24 protein-coding genes are annotated in these 23,128 nt (G+C 47.9%); 8 read left to right on the forward strand and 16 right to left on the reverse strand.

The features are described 5' to 3' along the window. Positions 1-235: 235 nt before the first annotated feature. Positions 236-778, reverse strand: coding sequence for a methylated-DNA--[protein]-cysteine S-methyltransferase (locus ACYUJT_RS20100; RefSeq protein ID WP_460325580.1), 543 nt, complete (start codon positions 776-778; stop codon positions 236-238). Beyond that, a complete protein-coding gene (locus ACYUJT_RS20105; RefSeq protein WP_460325582.1) occupies positions 775-1,341 on the reverse strand; it encodes a bifunctional transcriptional activator/DNA repair enzyme AdaA in 567 nt (188 codons plus the stop codon). The genes ACYUJT_RS20100 and ACYUJT_RS20105 overlap by 4 nt, the downstream gene beginning before the upstream one ends. Positions 1,342-1,490: 149 nt before the next feature. On the opposite strand from ACYUJT_RS20105, the gene ACYUJT_RS20110 reads away from it, so the two are divergent. Beyond that, entirely contained in the window at positions 1,491-2,402 is a 912-nt protein-coding gene (locus tag ACYUJT_RS20110) for a DNA-3-methyladenine glycosylase 2 (RefSeq protein ID WP_460325584.1), read from the forward strand. A 68-nt stretch (positions 2,403-2,470) separates the two neighbouring features. Next, the gene (locus ACYUJT_RS20115; protein WP_460325586.1) at positions 2,471-3,259 is read left to right on the forward strand and encodes a hypothetical protein; all 789 of its coding nucleotides are present in this window, start codon (positions 2,471-2,473) and stop codon (positions 3,257-3,259) included. Positions 3,260-3,373: 114 nt separating this feature from the next. On the opposite strand, the gene ACYUJT_RS20120 is transcribed toward ACYUJT_RS20115, so the two are convergent. The 5 genes from ACYUJT_RS20120 to ACYUJT_RS20140 all read right to left on the reverse strand — a co-directional run bounded on the left by ACYUJT_RS20120 (position 3,374) and on the right by ACYUJT_RS20140 (position 6,882). Beyond that, positions 3,374-3,799 (reverse strand): Rrf2 family transcriptional regulator, encoded by a 426-nt coding sequence (locus ACYUJT_RS20120; RefSeq protein WP_460325588.1) that lies wholly within the window; start codon positions 3,797-3,799, stop codon positions 3,374-3,376. Positions 3,800-3,881: 82 nt separating this feature from the next. Next, the gene (locus ACYUJT_RS20125; RefSeq protein WP_460325590.1) at positions 3,882-4,667 is read right to left on the reverse strand and encodes a TIGR00266 family protein; all 786 of its coding nucleotides are present in this window, start codon (positions 4,665-4,667) and stop codon (positions 3,882-3,884) included. Between the two features lie 182 nt (positions 4,668-4,849). Beyond that, positions 4,850-5,326, reverse strand: coding sequence for a hypothetical protein (locus tag ACYUJT_RS20130; RefSeq protein ID WP_460325592.1), 477 nt, complete (start codon positions 5,324-5,326; stop codon positions 4,850-4,852). 92 nt (positions 5,327-5,418) lie between these two features. After that, positions 5,419-6,561: an AI-2E family transporter gene (locus tag ACYUJT_RS20135; protein ID WP_460325594.1), complete on the reverse strand. Its 1,143-nt coding sequence runs from the start codon at positions 6,559-6,561 to the stop codon at positions 5,419-5,421. Between the two features lie 51 nt (positions 6,562-6,612). Then, positions 6,613-6,882, reverse strand: a complete 270-nt coding sequence (locus ACYUJT_RS20140) for a hypothetical protein (RefSeq protein ID WP_460325596.1) — start codon at positions 6,880-6,882, stop codon at positions 6,613-6,615. 183 nt (positions 6,883-7,065) lie between these two features. Between ACYUJT_RS20140 and ACYUJT_RS20145 the strand changes: the two genes are divergently transcribed. Both ACYUJT_RS20145 and ACYUJT_RS20150 read left to right on the forward strand, forming a co-directional pair. Beyond that, positions 7,066-8,421 carry a TrkH family potassium uptake protein gene (locus ACYUJT_RS20145; RefSeq protein ID WP_460325821.1) on the forward strand — a complete coding sequence of 452 codons (1,356 nt, stop codon included), beginning with the start codon at positions 7,066-7,068 and terminating at the stop codon, positions 8,419-8,421. 109 nt (positions 8,422-8,530) lie between these two features. Further along, positions 8,531-9,763: an aminopeptidase gene (locus ACYUJT_RS20150; protein ID WP_460325598.1), complete on the forward strand. Its 1,233-nt coding sequence runs from the start codon at positions 8,531-8,533 to the stop codon at positions 9,761-9,763. An 83-nt stretch (positions 9,764-9,846) separates the two neighbouring features. Here ACYUJT_RS20150 and ACYUJT_RS20155 read toward each other — a convergent pair whose 3' ends face one another. After that, complete coding sequence (locus ACYUJT_RS20155) at positions 9,847-10,038, reverse strand: hypothetical protein (protein ID WP_460325823.1); 192 nt, start codon at positions 10,036-10,038, stop codon at positions 9,847-9,849. Positions 10,039-10,095: 57 nt separating this feature from the next. Further along, positions 10,096-11,286 carry an MFS transporter gene (locus ACYUJT_RS20160; RefSeq protein WP_460325601.1) on the reverse strand — a complete coding sequence of 397 codons (1,191 nt, stop codon included), beginning with the start codon at positions 11,284-11,286 and terminating at the stop codon, positions 10,096-10,098. 235 nt (positions 11,287-11,521) lie between these two features. Here ACYUJT_RS20160 and ACYUJT_RS20165 point away from each other — a divergent pair, with 235 nt between their 5' ends. Together ACYUJT_RS20165 and ACYUJT_RS20170 are read left to right on the forward strand one after the other, a co-directional pair. After that, the gene (locus ACYUJT_RS20165; protein WP_460325603.1) at positions 11,522-12,136 is read left to right on the forward strand and encodes an RNA polymerase sigma factor; all 615 of its coding nucleotides are present in this window, start codon (positions 11,522-11,524) and stop codon (positions 12,134-12,136) included. Further along, positions 12,090-12,935, forward strand: coding sequence for a DUF4367 domain-containing protein (locus tag ACYUJT_RS20170; protein WP_460325605.1), 846 nt, complete (start codon positions 12,090-12,092; stop codon positions 12,933-12,935). Before ACYUJT_RS20165 ends, ACYUJT_RS20170 begins: the two co-directional genes overlap by 47 nt. 76 nt (positions 12,936-13,011) lie before the next feature. On the opposite strand, the gene ACYUJT_RS20175 is transcribed toward ACYUJT_RS20170, so the two are convergent. From ACYUJT_RS20175 to ACYUJT_RS20185, 3 genes are all read right to left on the reverse strand, one after another. Continuing rightward, positions 13,012-14,295, reverse strand: coding sequence for a hemolysin family protein (locus tag ACYUJT_RS20175; RefSeq protein ID WP_460325607.1), 1,284 nt, complete (start codon positions 14,293-14,295; stop codon positions 13,012-13,014). A gap of 399 nt (positions 14,296-14,694) precedes the next feature. Next, positions 14,695-15,156 (reverse strand): spore coat protein GerQ, encoded by a 462-nt coding sequence (gene gerQ / locus ACYUJT_RS20180; protein ID WP_460325609.1) that lies wholly within the window; start codon positions 15,154-15,156, stop codon positions 14,695-14,697. A 55-nt stretch (positions 15,157-15,211) separates the two neighbouring features. Further along, positions 15,212-15,634 (reverse strand): cell wall hydrolase, encoded by a 423-nt coding sequence (locus ACYUJT_RS20185; RefSeq protein ID WP_460325611.1) that lies wholly within the window; start codon positions 15,632-15,634, stop codon positions 15,212-15,214. 276 nt (positions 15,635-15,910) lie between these two features. On the opposite strand from ACYUJT_RS20185, the gene ACYUJT_RS20190 reads away from it, so the two are divergent. Continuing rightward, positions 15,911-17,239, forward strand: coding sequence for an FAD-dependent oxidoreductase (locus ACYUJT_RS20190; protein WP_460325613.1), 1,329 nt, complete (start codon positions 15,911-15,913; stop codon positions 17,237-17,239). Positions 17,240-17,323: 84 nt separating this feature from the next. Here the strand turns inward: ACYUJT_RS20190 and ACYUJT_RS20195 are convergent, their stop codons facing one another. The 4 genes from ACYUJT_RS20195 to ACYUJT_RS20210 form a co-directional block, all read right to left on the reverse strand. After that, complete coding sequence (locus ACYUJT_RS20195) at positions 17,324-17,743, reverse strand: DUF2500 domain-containing protein (protein WP_460325615.1); 420 nt, start codon at positions 17,741-17,743, stop codon at positions 17,324-17,326. A gap of 210 nt (positions 17,744-17,953) precedes the next feature. Further along, positions 17,954-18,148, reverse strand: coding sequence for a hypothetical protein (locus tag ACYUJT_RS20200; protein ID WP_460325617.1), 195 nt, complete (start codon positions 18,146-18,148; stop codon positions 17,954-17,956). A 179-nt stretch (positions 18,149-18,327) separates the two neighbouring features. Continuing rightward, positions 18,328-19,599: a WD40/YVTN/BNR-like repeat-containing protein gene (locus ACYUJT_RS20205; protein ID WP_460325619.1), complete on the reverse strand. Its 1,272-nt coding sequence runs from the start codon at positions 19,597-19,599 to the stop codon at positions 18,328-18,330. Between the two features lie 89 nt (positions 19,600-19,688). Further along, positions 19,689-20,612 carry a polysaccharide deacetylase family protein gene (locus ACYUJT_RS20210; protein WP_460325621.1) on the reverse strand — a complete coding sequence of 308 codons (924 nt, stop codon included), beginning with the start codon at positions 20,610-20,612 and terminating at the stop codon, positions 19,689-19,691. Positions 20,613-20,983: 371 nt separating this feature from the next. Between ACYUJT_RS20210 and ACYUJT_RS20215 the strand changes: the two genes are divergently transcribed. Continuing rightward, a complete protein-coding gene (locus ACYUJT_RS20215; protein ID WP_460325623.1) occupies positions 20,984-21,910 on the forward strand; it encodes an L-lactate dehydrogenase in 927 nt (308 codons plus the stop codon). Positions 21,911-23,128 lie beyond the last annotated feature (1,218 nt).

The raw sequence follows: 23,128 nt of genomic DNA on the forward strand, positions 1-23,128 counted from the left end.
CTCCCGATATGGTGTGGTGAGTTTATGCACACGTCTGCAATTTTTAACAGTTTTGTGAACATTTTCTCCCAATCACAGATTAGTGGAGGACCATCAGTAAATCAATAGGACCTTTGCATCATATTTACATATATGTTAAATTATAGAAAACTTATTTTAGCTTTTCCTATATCATTTTAACACACTTTATTGCCGCGCAAAGCATAGCTGGCTCAAAAAAATTTCAAGGAGCCAATTATATGGCCCCTGCCTTTATTTCGTGATCCTGTTCCAGCTTCATTAATCGCGCCTTCATGTCCAGTCCACCGCGATATCCGGTAAGTGCGCCATTCTTGCCGATCACACGATGACATGGAATGACGATCAATAGCGGATTTGCCCCGATCGCCGCCCCAACGGCGCGTACGGCGGACGATTTAGAGATTTTGCGGGCTATGCCCGAATAAGATTCCGTACAGCCATAAGGTATTTCGACGAGCGCTTGCCACACCTCTCGCTGAAATACGGTTCCGGGAGCATCCAATGGGAGGTTGAAGCACGCAAGCTCTCCTCGTAAATATCTGCTCAATTCCTCAGAATAGGGACGCATTCTCGCCTCGTCCTCAATCAAGCTATAGCCGGGGAAGCTCCGGCCAGCCCAAGCGTTCAGCTCTGCAAAAGGCAGGCCATGGGAGCCGACATAGCACAGCCCCCGGGTTGAAGCGGCAATATGAATGCTCCAATGGTCCACTTGCAGCAATGACCAATATAATGGGGATTCCAATGACTTTGTTATCATAATTTACCTCCTCGGTCGCGGTATTCTGCCGGGGTCTGTCCCGTCGTTTTTTTAAAAAGAGTGATGAAATAAGATGTGTTGCCGATGCCGACTTTCTCGGCGATTTCCGATATCGCCTTATCGTTTGTACACAAATATTCTGCGGCCATGTTCATTCTCTTCTGCTGCAGGTATAAGGCCGGAGTCACCCCTTTAATTCGCTTAAATGTGCGATGCAGATGATAAGGGCTGCCATGGCACATTTCGGCCAAAGTATCCAGCGTGAGCTTCTCCCGGTAATGGGCATCTATATACCCGGCAATCTGCTCCACCCATTCATCGTCCGGAAGCCGGCCATGAGCAGGCTTGCATCTTTTGCATGGACGAAAATTCGCGGATAAAGCTTCTTCGGCATTAGAGAATATACGGATATGCTCCCTCTTCGGCGGTCGGGATTTGCATGAGGGCCGACAGAAAATACCCGTCGATTGCACGGCGTAAATAAATTGATTGTCGTAAGACGCATTATTCCCTACGATCGCTTGCCATAACTCTTCGGTTAACGGCTGATCTTGTTTCCTCATAGCTTGCTTCGCCTCCATCAACAAGTATACCTCCGGATTCGCCAATTTGAACGTATATCCGGATGTAAAAGCAAGATATCGAAACTATTGATCCAACTTTCATGTTACAACTAGAGTGGGCTCTAATCAGCCGGAATGGAGGAATATATATGGAGGCAAGTACAGAGATGAACTTAATCATAACCGTACCCGAGCCATTTAGCTTCACACAAAATTTGACTTACTTATTGAGATCGCCCAATGAATGTCTATATCAGATCCATGACGGAAGGATTAGCAGAGCAATAACTATCGGGCAACATACACCGATCATAGAGATCAGCGATAATGGGAACAAAACACTGAAATTAACTATTAAAGGCGGCACTGCTCCAATCAGCAATTGGCTGCAATCCGAAGTCGCGAAATATGTCAGAGAATGGTTCGACATGGATCGCGATCTTCTTCCCTTTTATGAGATGGCTAGGGAAGATCGGCTGCTGAAGCAAGCGGTCTCTTCCTTCCATGGACTGCGGGTGATCGGCATCCCCGATTTGTTCGAAGCGATCAGCTGGGGAATTCTTGGACAGCAAATCAGTCTGGGTTATGCCTATACGTTGAAAAGACAGCTGGTTGAGCGCTTTGGCAGACAAATAACCTGTGAAGGTGAGCAATATTGGCTCTTCCCTTCCGCAGAAGATATAGCCGCGTTAACAGTTGAAGATTTAAGCGGGCTGCGAATGACCGTCAAGAAATGCGAGTATCTTATCGGTGTTGCCCGGCTTATCGCCGAAGGGGAATTGACGAAAGACAAACTGCTGAGAGCCGGAAGTCTGAAGGAAGCGGAACAGATGCTTGTTTCCATTCGCGGCATCGGGCCATGGACAGCTAATTATGTGCTAATGCGCTGTCTGCGGATGCCTTCGGCCTTTCCGATCGATGATGTCGGACTGCATAATGCAATTAAGCATGTAACGGGCAGCGATCGCAAACCGTCAAAACAAGAAATCCGCACACTGTCCGCGGCGTGGACAGATTGGGAAGCGTATGCGACATTCTACTTATGGAGATTCCTGTACTGAGCATGCCGCTATTTGGAGCAAAACATGATAAAATATGATGGAATAAACAATAAAGGCGGAGAAAATATATGGTGCATTCGTTTCTGATCGAACCGGATACGTATACGGCTTTCCCGGACGAAGCAGAGCTCATCGATAAGTGCAAGGAATGGGGCCTGCTATCTGACAAGGCTGCTAAAATCAAAATTTTCTACTATAAAGGCCATGGATTAAATGAAGCATGCAGCATTGTCGGCTATGTCGATCATATTACAGCTGTCATCCAATTAGCGAACAATCAAAAACACTGCATCCACCCTTCCTATCTGAAGGAAATGCAGGCTGCCAGCTACGGGGTCAAAGCCGGAGATGCGGCGGAAGCGCCAGACGAGAAGGCCAACGAACCGATCTCGTCCAAGACAGCCAATGCTGAAGCGGTAAACGAAGCTAAAAGCGATGCCACCACCGTTCCTGCAGAGGAGAAAGCGAAAATACCAGCTGGCGAAGCGAACGACAAACTCCCTGAAGCTGCTGAAGAGGCTCCGAAAACCAGCAGTAAAAAAGCTAAAAAAACCAAACTGGAGCTTCCAGAGGGCAAAGTGAAAATGGTTGCCACCGTCAAGGAGTTTACTACAATCCCCAATCACTTCTCCGATAACGATGATGAGGTCGTTATCTATGAGGATGTGGTTGTCATCGAGCCTGTAATCGAAATCGGGGACGCTTGGTCAAGCCATAGCGCGACCATGAAAAAGGCCGGACTGGACATTGGAGATACCGTTACCTTCGAGGCTAAAATCGTGGCCAAAAAACTGGCCAAGCATCCCGTGCGGCATAAGCTCAACAACGTCGCCAAAATCGAAAAGCAAGAATCATAAGCCGATGCCTGTTAGCGAAAAAAGTCGATTCACTCTTGCGAGGGAATCGACTTTTTTGGGCTTATTTCATCCGTACTGCTAACGTTAATACGAAGTCAAGTCAGAACGCGTTGCTTATGGCTTGCTTACCAAATCGCGGACGATGTCCGCCAATGTAACCTTCTGAAGGGTGCCCTCCATCGCCTTCTGAGCCTCAGCGAAAACAGGTTCAATCGTCGATTGGATGTTGCGTCCCACAGGACATTTATCATTCGTCTTGTCATGGACCGTGAACAATCCATTCTCATCAACAGCATGAACAGCATGGTAAATGTCCAGCAGCGTAATATCGGAAGCCGCCTTTGCCAGCTTCGATCCGGCAACGCCAGGCCTCACTTCTACGAGGCCTGCTTTGCTCAGCATTCCCGTTATTCGCCGAATTACGACTGGGTTGGTGTTCACGCTGTCCGAAATATAATCGGAAGTATTAACACCTTCCCGGTTCGTTTCCAGCACGGTCAATATATGAATAGCGACGGCGAACCGTGAACTGATCGTCATGGATATCCCTCCCGCCTATACTGTAACAAGTGTAGTTACACTAGAGCCGGATTGTCAATAGGATGCCTGAATCTTATTCGCTTTATCTGCCTTCAAATAAATTGCCTAGTCCTCCTAAAATGCTGCCTTCATCCTTACGTCCCGAATAACGCGCTGCCGAGAGCACGCGATCCGCCATACGGCTGAATGGCAAAGACTGCACCCACACTTTGCCCGGCCCGCGAAGCGTGGCAAAGAAGAGCCCTTCGCCGCCGAACAAGGCTGACTTGATTCCCTTCACGAACTCGATGTTATAATCGACTCCGGCCGTCATCGCGACTAGACAACCCGTATCGAGGCGCAGCACTTCGCCCGGGGCGAGGTTCTTCTCCAGGACGAGGCCGCCGGAGTGAACGAACGCAAGCCCATCTCCCTCGATTTTCTGCATAATAAAGCCCTCGCCGCCAAAGAAGCCGGTGCCGAGCCGACGCTGAAACTCAATGCCTACCGATACGCCCTTGGCAGCGCACAGGAAAGAATCCTTTTGGCAGATAATCCTCCCGCCGAGCATCTGAAGATCCAGCGGAATGATTTTACCCGGATAAGGAGATGCAAAGGTCACACTTTGTCTATTGTAGCCTGCATTCGTAAAGACCGTCATGAACAGGCCTTCTCCCGTAAGAAGCCGTTTGCCCGCTCCCATCAGCTTTCCGACTAATCCGCCGCCGTTCTCGCTGCCATCGCCAAAAATCGTCTCCATCCGAATATCCTGGTCCATCATCATGAAGCTTCCTGCTTCAGCGACGACACTCTCCCCCTGATCCAGCTGAATTTCAACGCACTGCATTTCACTGCCGTAAATTTCATAATCGATTTCGTGTGCATTCATACGCAGTCCCCCAATAAATTAACATAATTATAGTTATGTAAACCAAAGATGGCTAAAGCGGAAATCAATTCCGTTTTCTTATTTCATTATACACCCCGAGCCACACAAAAATAAAAAGCATCCATCTCTCCGCCAAGGAAAAGTGGATGCCCGCAGTGGAACCGCATTCAATAAAAGCTCTGCTACTCATACTCTAGAATATCCCGCACCTGCTTAGCCATTTCGATGTAAGGTCCTTCTGATAAAATGTTAAAAGCCAAATGGGTCGCACGCATGCTAAGCAGCTTATCGCCAGGCTCCAAACCGAACTGCCGCCATGTCTGCAGAGGTAGCTTGATATAGCGATCTTTGCTCAGCAGCACCCAGCAGAACATGCGCTCCTTGAAAATAACGGCCTGCCCTTCGGGAAGGGAGTGGTTCTGCAGCTCGGGCAAGCTCCCGAATATCGCCGCAAGCGGCGAGTTCGGGATTAAATCTCTGCACACGACGCTGAAGCCCTTCGCTGTATTGCGACCCGTCATCAATATAATTTTGGAGTTCAGTTTGATATTGTATTCCTGCAGGGCCTGATCCGGCAGGCAAAAAGATCCGTCAGGAAGTATCGTACTCCATGCGTAGAAGTACTTCCCGCCTTTGGCGGTTACTGCCATACTTATCATCCCCCGAGAATTAATGATAGCCTCTAGTTTCATCATCACCCAACGGGTAGGGATGGAGATATGACATTAGTCACCATGGCCTGGAAATGAGCTTAGGGATGCACATCCCCCGATGCAGGAACAGCCGTATGCAGCGTTGGGTCATCCGGCGTATCATCCCCGTCGTCCCCTTGCCTGCTGGCCAAATACAATTGATAAATGCGTACGATAATGATTTTCGCCATCATATAGACGGGAATCGCCAGAATCATGCCCAGAATGCCGGCAAAGTCGCCGGCGATCAATAATAGAATAATCGTGGTGAGCGGATGAATGTTGATCGTCTTCCCATAAATATACGGGGAGATCAAATTGCCTTCGATCTGTTGGGAAACCACGACGATAACGATGACCCAAATCACCATCGAGGTAGATTCGGTAAATGCTACGATCACGCAGGGAATAGCCCCCAGAAACGGACCGAAGTAAGGGATGAAATTGAACAGCGCCCCGACGATGGCCAGCAGCAGCGGATAAGGCAGCCCGATCAGCCAAAAGCCGACAAATCCCATCACAGCCAGCAGCACTGCGCTAATCATCCGGCCGGCAATGAAGCCTTTGAGCCCGTTATCGATTTCATGGATGACCTGCTCACCGTCGCGGCGATAACGCTTCGGAAGCATGCGCGTCAAGGATGGAGTCACCTGGTCATCCTGCTTCAGCATGTAGTATAGAAGGATCGGCGCAGTTCCCACGACGATGAAGAAATCGTTCAGGAAGGTAATGACGTGAGAAATCGATTTGGTGGCCGCCTCGATCACCGAGTTGATGGACTCCGTCAGCTTATTCGATATTTGCTCGTTCTGTTCGCTGAACATGGAGAACAGCTTGGATTGCCGTATTTCATTGAACTGGGCCTGCAGCTCGCGAAGCAGCAGCGGCACATTATTCACGAAATCGGTCACCTGCTTTTGCAGCGGAGGCCATACGACGATCAGAAAGACGGTAACGACGCCGGCAAACAGCAAGTATATGGCCAGAATGGACAGCATCCGGTTCCAGCCCTTCCGCTCCAGGAATTGGACAATCGGCCGAAGCAAATAATACAAAAATCCCGACAGCATGACCGGCACAATCAAAATGTTGATTAATGTAACAAGCGGAATAAAAATAAAGCTAACCTTGGACAATAATAAAATGATCGTCAGGACCATAATGATTCCTAGGCAAATACGATAAAAAGGCTTTTGCAGCAAGCAATCCCCTCCCCTTTGTACAGAGTAACGTCACCGTTTGTCGCATTCTCCTTATTCGACTGGCAGCGTATCCCATGCCGCATCGAGCAGCCTGTCAAACATTTCGTCGTCCTCTTCGATCCTAGAATCGACAAACAGGAATTGCTCCTCAATTCCGGGTTCATCCGCATAATGCAAACTGTAGTCCCAATCGTTTCCCTTTTTGCTGAAGAACGTAATTTCGTAATTTGCTTTATGCGACGCAACTTTAAAAATCGTTTTGCCTATGTAAGTACCATCCTCCTGTCGTTGCATTTGCGCTTCAACGATGTGCAGCTCCATTTCTGACGACTCTCCTCTACTCTATTAATTTTGTAGCGAATAACGGTGTAAATTTTGATAAAATTGCTCTATAATCGGTATACTGTGCAAACCGTCGGCCAAGCTGGAGGCTTGCTCAGCTTTACTTATCGTAACCATGTTTTGTTTCAATTTCAAGAAGTCTATATTGAGGTGCATTCCAAAGTGCTTAAGCGCAAAAAAAAGCAAGATTCTTTATCTCCAGCCAAAGTATTAACCTTCGGATTTATTATTATTATTGTTATCGGCACGTTTCTGCTGTCCCTCGGGCCCGCCTCGGCGAACGGACAGAGGCTTGGCTTGGTTGACTCCTTCTTCATGGCTACGTCGGCTGTCTGCGTTACTGGGCTTGTTGTCGTCGATCCGGCGACGCAATTTTCCCTGTTCGGCGAACTCACTTTAGTGATACTTACCCAAATCGGCGGCATCGGCTTCATGACGATGGGCACCTTGATCGCCCTTGCCTTCAATCGGCGCATTTCCCTGCGTGACCGCCTGGTGCTTCAGGAGGCAATGAAGCAGAATACGCTGGAAGGGCTTGTATCGCTGATCCGGCGTGTAGCGATCTATTCCTTTGTTATCGAATCGATCGGAGCCCTGCTGCTTGCCGTGAGGTGGTCTTTCGATATGCCGCTGGGGCAGGCGATCTATTATGGAGTATTTCACAGTATTTCGATTTTTAATAACGCGGGATTTGATTTGTTCGGTACAGTGCATGGGCCTTATAGCGGGCTCTCCGCTTATGTCAGCGATCCCTTCGTCAATATCGTCGTCATCAGCCTGATCGTGCTTGGCGGCATCGGTTTCATCGTGCTGGCAGATCTGCTGTCTTTCCGCGTCACTCGCAGGTTGTCCCTGCACTCCAAAGTCGTGCTCACCGTTTCGGGTATTCTAGTCGTCGTTGGTTCGCTGCTGATTTTTGTGATGGAGGTATTCAAATCTCCTGCATTTCAGGAATTATCGCTAGCGGATCAGATTTTTGCAGCGGTATTCCATTCTGTTAGCGCCCGTTCCGGCGGAGTGTCGACGATGAGCGTGTCGGACATGCAGCAGTCGACCCAATTTCTGCTCCTTCTGTTAATGTTCATCGGAGCCGCTCCCGGCTCAACGGGCGGCGGAATTAAAGTAACCGTGTTCGCGATTCTGATCGGGGCGATGTATTCGATGCTGCGAGGTAAAGAGGACATCGTATTCTTTCGCAAACGCTTGTCCAAAGAGTCCATTTTGCGGGCGATCACGCAGACGTGGCTAGCTCTGTTTCTAGTGTTCATCACCGCGATGATTTTATCGGCCGTGGAGGACCGGGCCTTTCTGGCGCTCCTATTCGAGACAACTTCGGCATTCGCTACCTCCGGTCTTAGCCTGGACGTAACGACGCATCTGACGGATTTCAGCAAAGTAGTGCTCGGACTGGTGATGTTCCTTGGCCGGATCGGACCGCTGACGCTCGCATACGCTCTAACCCCTAAATCAAAAAAGGAACTGTTCCGATATCCTGAGGGCGATTTTATCATCGGATAATGGAGCTAATGCTAAGACAATTTGCCCGCTGATTTGGATACACTTTCCGTTTCGTAGTACAATAAAGGGTAGCTAGAATTTTCTATGTCACTATGGAGGAGTTACAAATATGACTGATTTCGAACAGAAATTGCAAAAATATGCGGAGTTGGCCGTCAAGATCGGCGTTCAAATCCAGAAAGGGCAAAATCTGATTATCAATGCCACTTTGGATTCCGCGGAATTGGTACGCCTGATCGTGAAGGAGGCTTACTACGCTGGAGCCCGCTTTGTGAAGGTCAATTGGAGCGACGATACGGTTACCCGCTTGCGCTATGATATGGCTGCGGATGAATCCTTCCTGGACGAACCGAAATGGTATGCCGGAGAAATGCTGGAATACGTAGAGAATAATGCAGCTGTGCTGCACGTCATCTCCTCGGATCCGGATTTGTTAAACGGAGTATCGACGGAGCGTCTGACCAACCACCAGAAAACCTATTCCAAAGCGATGACCAAATACCGCCAGCTGCAGATGGCGAATTACTTCACTTGGTCGATCGTTGCCGTCCCTTCCAAGGCATGGGCCGCCAAAGTTCTCCCGGATCTTCCGGAAGACCAGCAGGTCCCTGCACTATGGGAAGCGATATTCCGAACCGTACGCATAGACCAGCCTGATCCCGTCGCGGCTTGGAAGGAGCATATTGCGAACCTGAGTCAGAAGGCGGATTACCTCAATCGCAAGAAGTTCAAGAAACTGCATTATATTGCTCCAGGAACGGATTTGACGATCGAGCTTCCGGCTGATCATCTATGGGTAGCCGCTGAGAGCGATAACGATAAGGGCGTCAGCTTCCTGGCGAATCTGCCTACGGAAGAAGTGTTCACTGCCCCGCTGAAGACCGGCGTCAATGGTACGGTATCCAGCACAAAGCCGCTAAGCTACAGCGGCAATATTATCGATAAGTTCTCCCTGACTTTCGAGAACGGCAAAGTCGTCGGCTACAAGGCTGAGCAAGGCGAGGCGACCTTGAAGCAGCTTGTAGAGATGGATGAGGGAGCGAGCTACCTCGGTGAAGTAGCTCTGGTACCGCACGTGTCGCCAATTTCCCAATCTGGCCTCCTGTTCTACAACACCCTGTTCGACGAAAATGCCTCCAACCATCTGGCTATCGGCGCGGGGTATGCTTTTACACTGAACGGCGGCACGACTATGTCGCAGGAGCAGCTGCAGGAAGCAGGACTTAACAGTAGCCTTGTTCATGTGGACTTTATGATCGGCTCCGGAGAGATGGACATTTTCGGCATTTCGGCAGATGGTGAACAGGAACAACTCTTCGCCAAAGGCAACTGGGCCATATAATACTTCACTGTTTGAACAGAAGAAGAGCCAAGCCGGCGTAATTGTTGCGCTGGCTTGGCTCTTCTTCGATCACTAATCCGCTATCAATCGAGAATCATTGCGACCAATACGGAAATAACAATAATGGATGCGGCGTACATAACCGTAAGCCATACGATATTTTTCGTCGTCCGCTTATCATAATTTGGGTTACCTGTCCTGTTTTGTTTAGATGTTCCTACCCATAGAGTACCTATTCCTGCGATAATGACCAGAACGATAATTACAGCATACATCCAGCTCACGATTTGTTACCTCCTCTGTAACATCCTGCATTGATTATGACAAATGTCTCAGGCTTCGGCAATACGTTTTGCGCGAAACCGCTCGATAAGAATAGCCGAAATGCTAAGAATCAACAGAAAAGCCACGAACGCGGACAGCAGCCAGGCGGATGTATCCGCTCCGGCGACGTCCATGCTCTTGCCCATAGCGAGCGGCAGAGCCGCGCCTCCTGTACCTCCTGCAGCGATAAGGATGCTAGGTGTAGACTCTTCTGCCCCAGGCAGCAGCTTGCTTGCAAATACTAGCGCTATAGAGAACAACCCTGACATAAACAATCCGAACAGCATAATAAGTGCGAACATGACGGACAACTGCCCGGTGATGGCAAACAGAGATATGAGCACCAAGCTTGCAGCACAGCTCCACAGCACATAGCGGCTATAGGAAATGCGCTCTGCAATAATTCCAGCGAATATGCGGCCTACCGTCATGGCCATCCAAAACAAGGTCACGCTGAACGCTGCTGTCGATTTGTCGGTCCCCAGCTTCTCGATCAGCAGGGATGGCAGAAAGTTAACAAAGCTCATTTCCGTACCGACGTAAAGGAAGAAGAAGATTGTAAAGACGGCAAGCAACAGCCCGCGAACTCCCTGATACTGCGCAAACAGTGCCCCTTTCTTCTCCCGTTTCGCTTCCTTCGCGTTCAATAGGCCGTTTAATTCCCCAAAATCGCTCTTCATCCAAGCCAGCAGCATCAGCAAAGCCGACATGGCGATAAAGAGGAAGGAAAAACGCCACATTTCCGTACGGATCAGCCAGCCGGCAATCAGCGGCATCATCAAGGCGCCGACTCCGAAAAATACCTCGAGCTTGCTCATCGCGACGGCCGTTCCTTCCTTCACGGCAACGATAATCAGCGTGCCGATGACAGCCTCGATCATGCCGAATCCAAACCCGGCGACCGCCCCGACTACGTACATCCACTCCCACGGAAGCAGCATCGTGTAGCAAACTTCGGCGATGCAGAGCATCCCCGTCGCGATGATCAGCCCTGTTCTTTTGCCAAAGTTGGATATAAGCAGTGGTGAAACAAGCACCCCTACTAGAAATCCGGCAAACTGCGCAAAAATGAGGCTTCCGCCGGCCGTATACTCCTTGCCGTAATACTCGAGCAGGTTAGGCATAATCGATCCGACGACGACGTGCGCAAGACCGATTAGCAAATACGCCCAACAGCCCATCCAAATTAAGCGTTTCATGTTAAATGCTAAGCTCCTCTCCTGATGTACCTTTTTATATGTACGACATCGAACTACTCCATTGTAGATTAAAGTGACGGTTGCGTCACCACCCAGCTCTCGAACCAGCTGAAAGATTCACAATTCAGTTTAAGTTTTCATCCGGAGGGAAAAGTTTCCTCTTCGGCCAAAAATCATGTAGAATGCATATAGATGAATGTGAAATACCGTTAGGGGAACCTGAGAGGAGAAAATCATGTCGGAACGCCTGAAATGGTTGCTCGTCGCTGATTTTTACGACTTAGCCGAGAGCGTTCAGGAAGAGATTTATTATGCTTTCTACGATCTTGTCTACGGATCAGTTTATTATATGGTCAAGGATCATCAAACCAGTGAAGATATCATACAGGAAGCCTTCCTAAAAATCGTCGACAATAAGCCCGCCTTCGACAGCGAAGTCGGAATGAAATCCTGGCTGAAAGTCGTTACGCGCAATACGGCCATAAATTTTTTGAGAAAAAGCAAAAAGTACCGTAACCATTTGGATGCAGACAGTGTTTATATAGAAATAGATCCGTTCATTAACCCCACCGGCTCCGTCGAGCAAATGGTGGAAACGAAATTAATGGAAGAAGCCATCATCGATTACTTACATAAGCTTAAGCCGGAATACCGATTGCTGATGGAATACCGCTGGAAGCTGGGTCTGAGTTACAAAGAAATCGCCGAAAGGCTCCATATTAGCGAAGATGTCGTCAGGCAGCGATTGCACCGTACCCGAGAAGGAATCAAAAAAATGCTCTTTAAAGAGTGGGGTGACCATATTGAAACGAAGCAGTCCCCGCGAACCCGTATATCCCGCGGAGTTTAACGTTCTGTTTGATGAGGCTTTCGATGAGGCGACCAAGCAGCTCCCTCCTTACACCGACGCTTATAAGCAACAATCCTGGAATCGAATACAGCCGAAGCTCATGAAGCAGGCTAGACGCCGCAAACGCTGGAAATGGCTTCGCCGTTACGAGGTCATTGCTTTGATTTCCGCCTTTATGCTATTCAGCGCAATCCTGTTTACGCCGCCAATCGTGACGCAAGCGGTCTCCCCCATTTATCAGGAATTGAGGAGCTGGGGCAACGGCATGAGCCAGATTATTTTTGGAAAGGGGCGGCAGCCGGACCAAAGCGGCATATCTTACGCGATGAATGCTTCCCCTGACGAGGCAGACATCACCCAGCCGCCATGCCCGAAAGTTTTTCCGTTGTCCATGAAGATGCAGCTGAATGATCTGCGGGAGAACCTGCCTTTTTCACTGCCCAAGATCACTTACATGCCTAGAGGATATATGTATAATTCAGCAGAACTGATTACGGCGAAGGGCTCAGTCCTGGATTCCGTGGAGGGCGGCGAAGCTGAAGGCGTATATTTGCTATTCGAAACGAGGCATAACGAGCAATTAACCATGATGTTCAAGACGCTGAAGGAAGACGAGATCATCCGCATGCCTTATGAAGAGAACATCGAGACAGTGACCTTGAACAATGGCACCATCGCTTATTTCACTCCGGGGAAATCTGCTCAAATCACCTTCATGATTGGTGATGTGTACTTTATGGCTGCAGGCCACATTAATAAAGAAGAACTATTGAAGATTGCAAACAGTTTGGATATATAAGAAAACAGTTGGTAAGTCCTGATATCTAAAGAAGGGCGCCCTCATGGGCGCCCTTCTTCCGCTGTCGTCATCTATGTTACGCGCCAGCTCCTTCTAGCGGAATCAACTCCTGCTTAATGAGCTTCACACGCGATATTCTCTTGTTGTCGGTGTGTTCCACTACGTACACATAACCATCATTTTCCACTGACTGCCCGACCTGAGGCGGCAGTACCTGGATTCTTGAATATAACCAGCCGCCGATCGTATCGTAGTCATCGGAATCCAGTTCTAAACCGAACCGATCGTTTACCGCTTCGATCAGCATAAGTCCGTCGATGGAGTAAGTATCCTCATCGATTTGCTCGATCCCCGGACGTTCCTCGTCGAATTCATCCTGGATCTCGCCAACGATTTCCTCGACGATATCCTCCAGCGTCACAAGCCCGGACGTGCCACCGTATTCGTCGATCAGTATCGCGATCTGCGTCTTGTTGCGCTGCATGCGCTTCATCAAATCGCTGATCGGGGTCGATTCGGGCACTGCCATAATCGGACGAAGCAGGTCTAAATAATTCGCCGAATTCGAACGTATCAAATCTTTTATATGAATAAAGCCAATCACGTGATCCTTATCGTTTGCACATACCGGATAACGTGTACGTGTTCCTTCCAAAGCGATTTCCAAATTTTCATGCAGGGTATTCTGGGTGTATAAACAAATCATTTCGGTACGAGGTATCATGATTTCCCTTGCCGTTGTATCTGCAAATTCAAAAATGTTATCAACGAGAGACATCTCGGTACTGTCGATCAGACCGCTCTCGCTGCTCTCCTTCATCATCACCCTGATTTCTTCTTCGGTATGCGCCGGATCATGCTGATCCTTAAGCGGCTCGATGCCGAACAATCTCAGCAAGCCGGAAGACAAGCCGTTCAGCACCCAAATCATCGGAAACATCAATCGGTAGAACACTTGCATGGGACGTGCGGACAACAGGGTTACCTTCTCCGCATTGCGGACGGCTACCGTCTTCGGCGCCAGCTCCCCAAGAACGATATGCAGCACGGCAATAAGTACAAATGCCGTAGTCAGCGATATGGTGTACGCGGCCTTGTTCCCTATTCCCGTGAGCTGAAAAATCGGATTCAGCAGACGTGCCACAACTGGCTCACCAAGCCACCCTAGACCAAGAGAGCTAAGCGTGATGCCCAACTGGCAAGCGGACAAATAACCGTCCAGGCGGCTCATGAGTCCCTTAGCCGTTATTGCGCTTTTCTTTCCTTCTTCAATCAGGGCATCGATTCGGCCTGTGCGAACTTTCACGATCGCAAATTCAGCCGAGACGAAAAATCCGTTAAGCAGAACTAATATAATCATAAGTCCCACATGATAAATACTCGGTAAAGGGTCAGTCAATATGATTCCTATTCCCGCCGTACAAAAAGCGGAGAACAGGTGCACCTCCTTCGCGGTTTGAATTAATTTGACTGTGAACAGGTTCATGACCTTTTACATCTAATTATATTATTATACACTACACAGTCAAACGGCACGGTATGACAACAGACAAGAGTAAAGGGCTAATTTATTTTGTTTTCCACAGAAAGTTGCCGTTGGTACAGCGATGCATAGCTTTTGCTGGCTTTTCCTATCGATTTGATGTTAAATTCCATGCTGAAAAGCGATAAATATGACTATAAAAGCAACAAGGCTGCCCTAATAGGACAACCTTGTTGCGCGCGTTGCTGGCAGTCGATTATTAAATGTTCGTTTATCTTATCTTGACGTCTGCGGATTTCCGACCGTTCCCGGATATTGATAGTAAAGCGGCTCAGCGAAAGTAGCGTAGTCCAGATTCACCATAAGCATAACCGTGCGAACTCCTGTTGCGGGATCGCTGATAATGATATGGTCTCGGCCAGCCGCTTCGAGAACGCCTTTGAATATTTTCGCGTTCCATTCCGAATTGTTCTCATAAGTCATGTAAAAAGTGCCCACCTTGCCCAAGTTCAAGCGAAAGATGTTCTCGATGTACGATTGCTCAAATTGTGGAGTTGTCGTAGGTACGACCGTACCCGTCGGCGTCATCGGACTGCCGCTTGGAACCTGCGGCGGATACGGCAGCGGCGTTGCTCCTTGCATTTGGTACTGAGTGGGATAATTGCTTCCCCCGACGTGGGCTCCCGAGGGGCTGTTGCCGATCTTATAGGTTACCGGCCGATAATTTGGATTGAACATGTAAATAAACCTCCTTAATTAACTATGTTTCAGTTTGCAAGCGGGATTGCTCCCGTTAATATACAGAAGGACAGTTTTCAAAGGTTGGGGAGAAAAAGCAGTGAGCCTTGAATCGCCCCGTGTTCTCCTGGTTGTACCATGTACCCGGACACCCTCCTTCCGGCCTGAAAAACCATAAAGCATTACTCGCAGGCCATGTGCGCTCGCCATTAATCACCCTTCTGGCCAGACGGAGGTCGGATTCTCGCGCTCTTTGATAAAAGTAACTTTTTTGAGGTGCCTCGAACCCCCCGGGCGATTGAAATACCATTTGGTTCATGGTTCGTATATCCCCGAAGTCAAGGCAATTGCCGAGTATCCGGTTAACGCCCACGTTTCCGACCATCAACATGCCTAGATCACCTTCGCCCTCTGCCTCTGCCCGCATCAGACGGGCCAGCAGTCTGACATCCCCGGTGTTTGCTTTTATGACAGCCAATTGGCTTTCCTCCTTCAGTCTCTAATGAACGATATATCCTATGTGTATTTGCCTATATTTGTGCCTATTTTTTGCCGTCTTCCGCTATGTCAAGCCAATAAGGCCAAGCTTTGCGTTGAATGCGATTTCATTTTTGAACAAATCGTGTCTATTTCTATGGACGCGCTTACATGAATAGCATATACTAGTAATGAATCCATGCTTCTGTATGACGAAGCAAAATGTTGCGAGAAGCGCTTAAGCCGCGCTTCACAAAACGAACGGGAGGTACGACTAATGAGAATCGCGATTGTTGGCGGTGGACTTTCAGGATTAACGGCCGCTGCTTATCTGTCCGACAGTCCGGGTGTACAAGGAACAGTGTTCGAGCGTAGCCCACAGTTGGGCGGTAGAGCCTTTACTTATGAGAAATCAGGTTTCACGCTGAATTATGGAGCACATGCGGTTTACGGCATCGACAGACATACACTGCTCGATATGGAGAACGAGCTTAATCTCCGTTTTAACAGCAGGCAGGTAGACAAACGGAATGTCGTGTATGCCAAGCATGGCCAACTCACTCCCGCTCCGCTTGATTTCGTAAATATTATGAAGACCGGCGTACTCACAACGATGGAGAAAATCCGTTTCGTGGCCGAAATCGCCGCGGTCATCACTAATATTCATCAATTGAAAAATTATCCGACGTTAGGCGAGTATTTGAACAAGTCAAATGCCTCCCCTGATGTCAAAGAGCTGTGGGAACATTTAGTCAGCTCTAATTTCTTCATCACCCCGGAAGAAGCGAGACGCGTATCTGGCGAAGTAATCGCCGAATACTACCATAACCTGTTCCTCTCGCAGAAGCCGGTAAACTACATCCTTGGCAGTTGGTCGACGATCACGAATCAGCTGGTGGATAAAATATCCCAGAACAAGGATTGGGAAATTGCCGTCAAGGAACCTGTTGAATCGATTACGATGGAAAATGACAAATTCATTCTTAACACCAAAACTCGCGAATCATTAGTCTTTGACCAGGTCATTTTCGCTATGCCGGTACAACAGGTTGCTAAATTACTGGAATCGACACCATGGGGCCCGGCCCTTGAACCCTACAAGAACAATACATCGACAGAAGTACTTGTATACGATATCGGTTTTTCCAAGGTCATCAATCGCCCCTTCCACTATATCAGCGATATGAACAACAAGCTGTTCATCAGCGACGTCTCCGCGACAGATCATACCGTTGTTCCTGAAGGCGGCCAACTGCTGCAGGGTATTGCTTACCTAAACGATGACTTTGCCGATGAAGAACAGAAGAAGCAGTATCTGGAGAGCAAAACATTGCAGATGGAAGCGCTCTTTGATACTTACTACCCGGGCTGGCGCGACAATACGACGGTCAAGCGCGTATCCAAGAAAGCGATGGTCGCCAGCGTCAAGAACATTCATACGAATAAGCTGCTGCCCAATCAGTTAGACCAGGTTCCCTTCTATTTCTGCGGGGACGGCTGCCAAGGCAAGGGAGAACTGGCTGAGCGTGCATTCTCGAGCGGGCGCAAAGTGGCCCAGGATATTCTGGCTAACACGGCCAAGGTTAAAGCGTTATCTTATTCATAATAGTGAAATGACAAGAGAGCTGCCCAGACTGGACAGCTCTCTTGTTTCTATTTATAGGGTACCTCGGCGATACCCGGCTGAATTTCAATAATTTCTCCTGAAATCGCGAAAGCCATCATCGATCTTCAGGGACGATTTGCCTAAGCGTTCAAATCCTAAATAACGATTCCCTTGAAAGGACAACTTCCCTTGATCTCCTTCCGCGCATTGTCCGTACTCCATTCCGCTTACCGGAAATTCCAGCCGGTCACCGCTTTCCACCTCAAATGTAATGAAGTACTTGCTATCTGTCTGGCTTACTGCCGTATCCGTGTTATGGCGGTGAGAAACCTCCGTACGTTTGCCCACGATGATTGTTGGAACAATGAGCAGCGGCTGCTTGGAGTTAATCGCGTACCTTAGTATTCCCCGGCCAACAGAAATGAGAATGATCCCTAGGATGATAATGAAGAAAATAGGAAGAGCAGTGGTCATTACGCCGAACATTTCCACCCAAGATTGCATCCTTCTCCCTCCCTCGCATTCACGCCGGTAGTAGAACAATGTTAATGGTTCTTTGGTCATCCCTATACTTCTTTTCTATGTATATGCCATGGGCAGTGAAACTTGTCATAGCCCTCTGATAAATTCCTGGTCCACAAACAACAATAACCCCCGGTTCCTGAGCCCTGAACCGAAGGTTATGCTAATCGTGCCATAATTGTAGAGTTAAAGTTATGCATAGTAGAATTGCAGCAATTGACGAGTTTCTTCCGCCCCGGCTGCTTCTGTTTCCGCCTCTGCTTCATATAGTCCATTTTCGACCCAGCAGGCTTTGCATGTTTCTTCTGTCGTACACAGATGGGCATCTTCGCAATGGTAGCAAAATTGAAGCAGATTGCGAGTTACTTGGTCTTGATTCGTTTTCATTTCAATCACTCCTATTGTTTAAGTCGATAAGGGAATGTTCTTTCTGAGTTAAATATATCACACACCTCCTTCTAACAATGTGATTATTTTCACAATTATTTAAACATTTAATGCTTTTACAGAAAACAGCCATCTATCCCCAAACTCAGGAATAAATGGCTGTTGATTTTGCTATATTGCTATAGTACACGCCAGCTGACACCGCCGTCCACGGTTTGAAGCAATAATGAGCGTTTTTGATTGCTTTGGGCGACGAGCAGCCAGCCAACCTTGACCGTCGAGAACTCCAGTTTAACGATCTCTGGATAGTCCGTCAAAATCTTCGTCAATACCTTGCTTTCCGGCAAGAGCGTCCAAGTCTTGCCCTGATCTAAAGTATGATACATCTGGGAGTTCTGCAGCATCCACCCTTCCCCGCTGCTTATAAAGGCAGGAGCCAAAGATTCATTTAATCCGTTCTGCCAAAACGAATCAAATGGCGCCAAGCTCCATGTAGCCCCATTGTCTGCAGTGTAATAACCGTTGAATTTCGTGCTATCCTCTTTTACGCAGCCAATGGGTATCCAGCCGCTTAACGGTTCTGAAGAGAAATATTGCAGCTCCCCTGCCATGAACTTTTCGCAGGATTTATATTTTGCCGTAGAGAAGAAATCTTTGACTTCTGACCAGCTGATTCCGCCGTTATCCGTCGTATACAGCTTGGGAATGCCGGAACTGATCATGCTGACATAACCATGCATCCGGTCCCGGAATACCATGGAAAGCTCACTTCCCGAGCTTGGTAGCATATGCTCAAGAGCGGCATCCGACGTAGAAATGCTTCCCATAATTTTAGACCAGGTCGCTCCGCCGTCTTCCGTTTGATATAGTGTCTTCTCTTCCTTATCCGGGTAAGATTTCGCCGCCAATATCCAGCCATGCGTATCATCCGTGAAATAAATCGCGGCGACCTGCTCCGATCCCGGCAGCGAAGCGATTTTCCATGTAGCTCCTCCGTCGCGGGTACGAAGTACAATCGCATCGCTCGAACCAACCGGATTGCGGACGATCCAGCCATATGTTTCGTCTATAAAGAAAATATCCCGATTGTATTTAGGGTTATACGGAAATTGCACGGAGGCAGCCGGCGATATGCTCGCCCAGGTTTTGCCGCTGTTCTGCGTAAGATACAGACGCAGTTCGCTGCGTGTCGATCCCCAGGCAATGCCCGCGTTCTCGCTGAGAAGATGAAAGTCGGTTAGCCGTGTCTGAATTTGATACTGCTTCCCTTCATCTTTATCGGTAGACGTATGCTCCGTCAATACCTGAGGATTCTCGATCGTAATAACTTGCCCTTCCTCAGCGGCTTCATCCTGAACCAAACTTGGTGTTTCGCCTTGCTGGGAGGAACAGGCTGTCAGGAGCAGGCAAGAAATCAGTACCGCTCCGGTTAATTTATACCATAAACTCAAATATCAGCACCTCACTTACCAGGTTCAAGCTGCAATCATATTATATCATAAGACCGGAATCATAGATTAATAGCTTCGCAAACAGGAAATTACAAGCGGGAATCGCCAGCAAAATTGACGGAGAAATGCTGCTCCGGCTTATAGACCGCAAAGGCATAACCTTTATCCGTTAAATATTGAATGATTTGCGGCAAGGTTTCGACGGTCTGTTTTTTCTCATGCAGTAAAATGACTTCTACATCCCGGTGTGTCTGGCGCTTGATTTCTTGCATGATTTTATCCGGCTTATTAGTATATTTCCAATCCTTGGAATCTATGGTCCAATCCCACATTTTAAAACCAGCTTTTACGATATCGTCACTAAATGCCTTGCCAATCTGCGGTTTGCTGCCGTATGGTGCGCGAATGAGCCAAGGAGTGGTTCCCGTGATCTCCTCAACCATGCCCTGTACTTTCTTGAATTCTTTCAGAAAATTAGCGGAGCTGCCGCTGTTGTACAATATCTTCTTATTATGAGTCATGCTATGTAAACCGATATAGTTCCCCTGCTCTGATGCTGCTTTAAGGGAACCTTCGTAATCCTTGATCTGATTGCCGATCATGAAAAAGGTAGCATGGATCCCATGTTCGCTCAGTATGGCTACAATATCATCGGTATATTTGCTTGGACCATCATCAAAGGTTAGATAAGCTACTTTTGGCTTGGCAGCTTTGGGCGGCGTAGGCGGCTGAAGCGTACCGACTGCAGAATCCTTACCGTTTTGCGGATCATGGTTCTTCTCCGAGGGCTGTGCCGATCCGGCATCATTCTTGGTTTCATGAGTATTTGCGGCCTCGCCGTTCTGCCCTGCTCCTGCTGGAATTTTGTCCGGAAGCTGGGTTTTCTCGTTGCCCCCCGCCAATTTAGGGTTAACGACCGAAGCTCTATTCGTTTTAGCGGAATTGACGTTCATATACGATGTCGCTACAAGTACGGACATAATTAAAGCCACAGAGGATAATACTATTGCCAATAAAATAATGGGCTTTTTGAGTCGTCCGTTCGACTTTTTTCGAGTTCTTGATCTAGTTTCCATCTGTTTGTTATTCGACATCATCATTCATCACCATTTCCCTCTCTCTATGTGTATTACTAGAATAATATAAAAAGAGGGGTTACGTCCTTACAGAATGGTTACCCTCTGGTTACAAAGTTCTCATTAGAATTTGTGAAATAACTCAAAAAATAGCAAATGCCCTACGCCATTATTATTGAAAAAGCGCGGCACAAAGCTCAAATTTTAGTCACTTAAAACTTCGGGATGTGCTTTAAATTTAAATTGATTCATGTACAATGAAACTAGGTGAATACATATTCGTCATATGTTTAGAAGGAGATGAGAATTTGACAACACAATTACGATCTAGCCGAGTTGTTATTATTGGGACAGGTGCTGTAGGCGCGACCACTGCCTATACATTGCTGCTTCGCGAACGGGTATCAGAGCTGGTGCTTATCGACGCCAACAAAGATAGAGCGCTTGGAGAAGCGCTGGACATGAATCATGGCCTTCCCTTTACCGGCGGTGTCAAGCTGTGGGCTGGCGATTACAGCGATTGCAAAGACGCTGATATCATTATCATCGCGGCCGGGGCCTCCCAAGCGCCTGGAGAAACGCGGATTGACTTACTCAAGCGCAATGCGGGAATTTTCGACGTCATCATCAAGAACATCGTAAAATACAACAACCATGGGATCATTCTCGTTGCGACGAACCCTGTGGACATTCTGTCTTACGTATCCCTCAAGAAAAGCGGCTTCCCTTCCAACCGCGTTATCGGTTCCGGAACTCTCCTGGACAGCGCACGCTTCCGTTATTTGATCGGCCAGAATAAGAAAATCAACCCGCGCAGCATCCATGCTCATATTATCGGAGAGCACGGCGACACGGAAGTTCCTCTCTGGAGCTTGGCCAACGTCGCGGGAATTGATCTGGAATTCACGGAAGAAGAACGCAGCAATATTTTTAACAGCACCAAAAATGCAGCCTATGAAATTATTAACGCCAAAGGCGCTACTTTCTACGCTATCGCGCTTGCGCTGGATCGGATCGTCACTTCCATCCTTCAGGACGAAGGCTCCGTTCTTAATGTCTCTACCCTTCTGAGCGACTATAACGGGGTATCCGACGTATACCTTGGCGTACCAAGCATCGTTGACCGTACAGGGGTTCGTGAAGTGCTTGACTTGAAGCTCAGCGGAGAGGAACTGGAGAAATTCCAGCATTCCGCAAATAAGCTAAAATCCGAAATCGAAAAACTAGAGTTATAAGACGACAAACCTGGGGTTCTGAGACCTCAGGTTTGTTTTCGCATTAAAGCATCGCTAGATCAGAAATTAATGCTTGAGCCAAGTCTGGCAAACACATCGTTCACTCAGTTGGCTAACCTGACGGGGACACCGGCTATGAGCTCCCGGTATTTCTCGCCGAAACAGGTTTGCCTTTAAGTGTCTTTAAGTGTGCAAGTCACCTCTGTCAAGGGACGGGAACATGATTTGTTCCCCCTTGCCGATCTTCTAGAAAACTCTTCATTATGGGTCAGAAGCTCAATATTCTAGTCTTAGGTCATTAGTTCATACTAATTATTATTGCGAGTGCGGCCAGGCGGTTGAGTTACCCAGCGAGTGCGGCCCGACGGTTGGTGGGCGTTACTAACGATTGGCGTCTGATAGTTTGACGTTACTTACTGATAGCCGCTGACAGCTCAATTACCTAATGATATGATTGCCGCCTTACGGTTGACGTTATTTAACTGATTGCCACCTGACGGTTCACGCAATCTAACGATTGCTATCGTTGTTATTTCGCGGATTATTCACTGTTTGAGATTCTAACGGTTGTCTATGCGGCTATTCTTGCAAATTATTTCATGTTGCAGCGATTTCAGCGTGAATAACGTAGATTGCAACCGTTAGAATTCCTAAAGCCTCACTTTCGACGGATTAACGACTGTCGCAACCGTTAGTATTCCTTGCTTAAACGATAAGTAGAGTATCTCAAATTTCCGCTAGCAACATCTTGGCCACAAGAGAACGTAGAGTAACTTTGGTTCGATTCAGACAAAGCCCAGATGAGCGGCAAGTTCGCGAGCTTCAAATACGCGCATCAATCCGCGTACATATCGTAGCGTTTCGAATGATAGCACCAATTACTTGCACTTCCCCGGATCGTCACGAAATGGAAAGTAGGCAGTCGGCAAAAAGGACCACTCACCAAGCACCAGCATCGATTGCTTCACGCATAAATCTTAAATCTTTGAAACACTTAACCTCAACGTCCCTGGTGTAACTTCGATAATCGTGAATCTCCATGCGGCCTTTCAGCAAAATTGATCTGCTCTCGAAACTAGGAGCACTGCATCGAAACTAACCTTTGCGTTCTATATACCCCTTTTGTTAATGTCATTAATTATCTCGTATTTCAAACCTGCCTCTTTGTTATTCCTAATTAGTTAATGCCATTAATCCATCAGGATAATTAATCATGTT

Source organism: Paenibacillus sp. YSY-4.3 (assembly GCF_054767475.1).

What these genes read in the sequence shown, in the direction of transcription:
- ACYUJT_RS20195 (WP_460325615.1), bottom strand. Translation starts at nt 17,743, where the DNA reads ATGCAATCTTGGGTGGAAATGTTCGGCGTAATGACCACTGCTCTTCCT.
- ACYUJT_RS20125 (WP_460325590.1), bottom strand. Translation starts at nt 4,667, where the DNA reads ATGAATGCACACGAAATCGATTATGAAATTTACGGCAGTGAAATGCAG.
- ACYUJT_RS20175 (WP_460325607.1), bottom strand. Translation starts at nt 14,295, where the DNA reads ATGATTATATTAGTTCTGCTTAACGGATTTTTCGTCTCGGCTGAATTT.
- ACYUJT_RS20110 (WP_460325584.1), top strand. Translation starts at nt 1,491, where the DNA reads ATGGAGGCAAGTACAGAGATGAACTTAATCATAACCGTACCCGAGCCA.
- ACYUJT_RS20165 (WP_460325603.1), top strand. Translation starts at nt 11,522, where the DNA reads ATGTCGGAACGCCTGAAATGGTTGCTCGTCGCTGATTTTTACGACTTA.
- ACYUJT_RS20100 (WP_460325580.1), bottom strand. Translation starts at nt 778, where the DNA reads ATGATAACAAAGTCATTGGAATCCCCATTATATTGGTCATTGCTGCAA.
- ACYUJT_RS20155 (WP_460325823.1), bottom strand. Translation starts at nt 10,038, where the DNA reads ATGTATGCTGTAATTATCGTTCTGGTCATTATCGCAGGAATAGGTACT.
- ACYUJT_RS20150 (WP_460325598.1), top strand. Translation starts at nt 8,531, where the DNA reads ATGACTGATTTCGAACAGAAATTGCAAAAATATGCGGAGTTGGCCGTC.
- ACYUJT_RS20115 (WP_460325586.1), top strand. Translation starts at nt 2,471, where the DNA reads ATGGTGCATTCGTTTCTGATCGAACCGGATACGTATACGGCTTTCCCG.
- ACYUJT_RS20140 (WP_460325596.1), bottom strand. Translation starts at nt 6,882, where the DNA reads ATGGAGCTGCACATCGTTGAAGCGCAAATGCAACGACAGGAGGATGGT.
- ACYUJT_RS20105 (WP_460325582.1), bottom strand. Translation starts at nt 1,341, where the DNA reads ATGAGGAAACAAGATCAGCCGTTAACCGAAGAGTTATGGCAAGCGATC.
- ACYUJT_RS20120 (WP_460325588.1), bottom strand. Translation starts at nt 3,799, where the DNA reads ATGACGATCAGTTCACGGTTCGCCGTCGCTATTCATATATTGACCGTG.
- ACYUJT_RS20160 (WP_460325601.1), bottom strand. Translation starts at nt 11,286, where the DNA reads ATGAAACGCTTAATTTGGATGGGCTGTTGGGCGTATTTGCTAATCGGT.
- gerQ (WP_460325609.1), bottom strand. Translation starts at nt 15,156, where the DNA reads ATGTTCAATCCAAATTATCGGCCGGTAACCTATAAGATCGGCAACAGC.
- ACYUJT_RS20130 (WP_460325592.1), bottom strand. Translation starts at nt 5,326, where the DNA reads ATGATAAGTATGGCAGTAACCGCCAAAGGCGGGAAGTACTTCTACGCA.
- ACYUJT_RS20200 (WP_460325617.1), bottom strand. Translation starts at nt 18,148, where the DNA reads ATGAAAACGAATCAAGACCAAGTAACTCGCAATCTGCTTCAATTTTGC.
- ACYUJT_RS20190 (WP_460325613.1), top strand. Translation starts at nt 15,911, where the DNA reads ATGAGAATCGCGATTGTTGGCGGTGGACTTTCAGGATTAACGGCCGCT.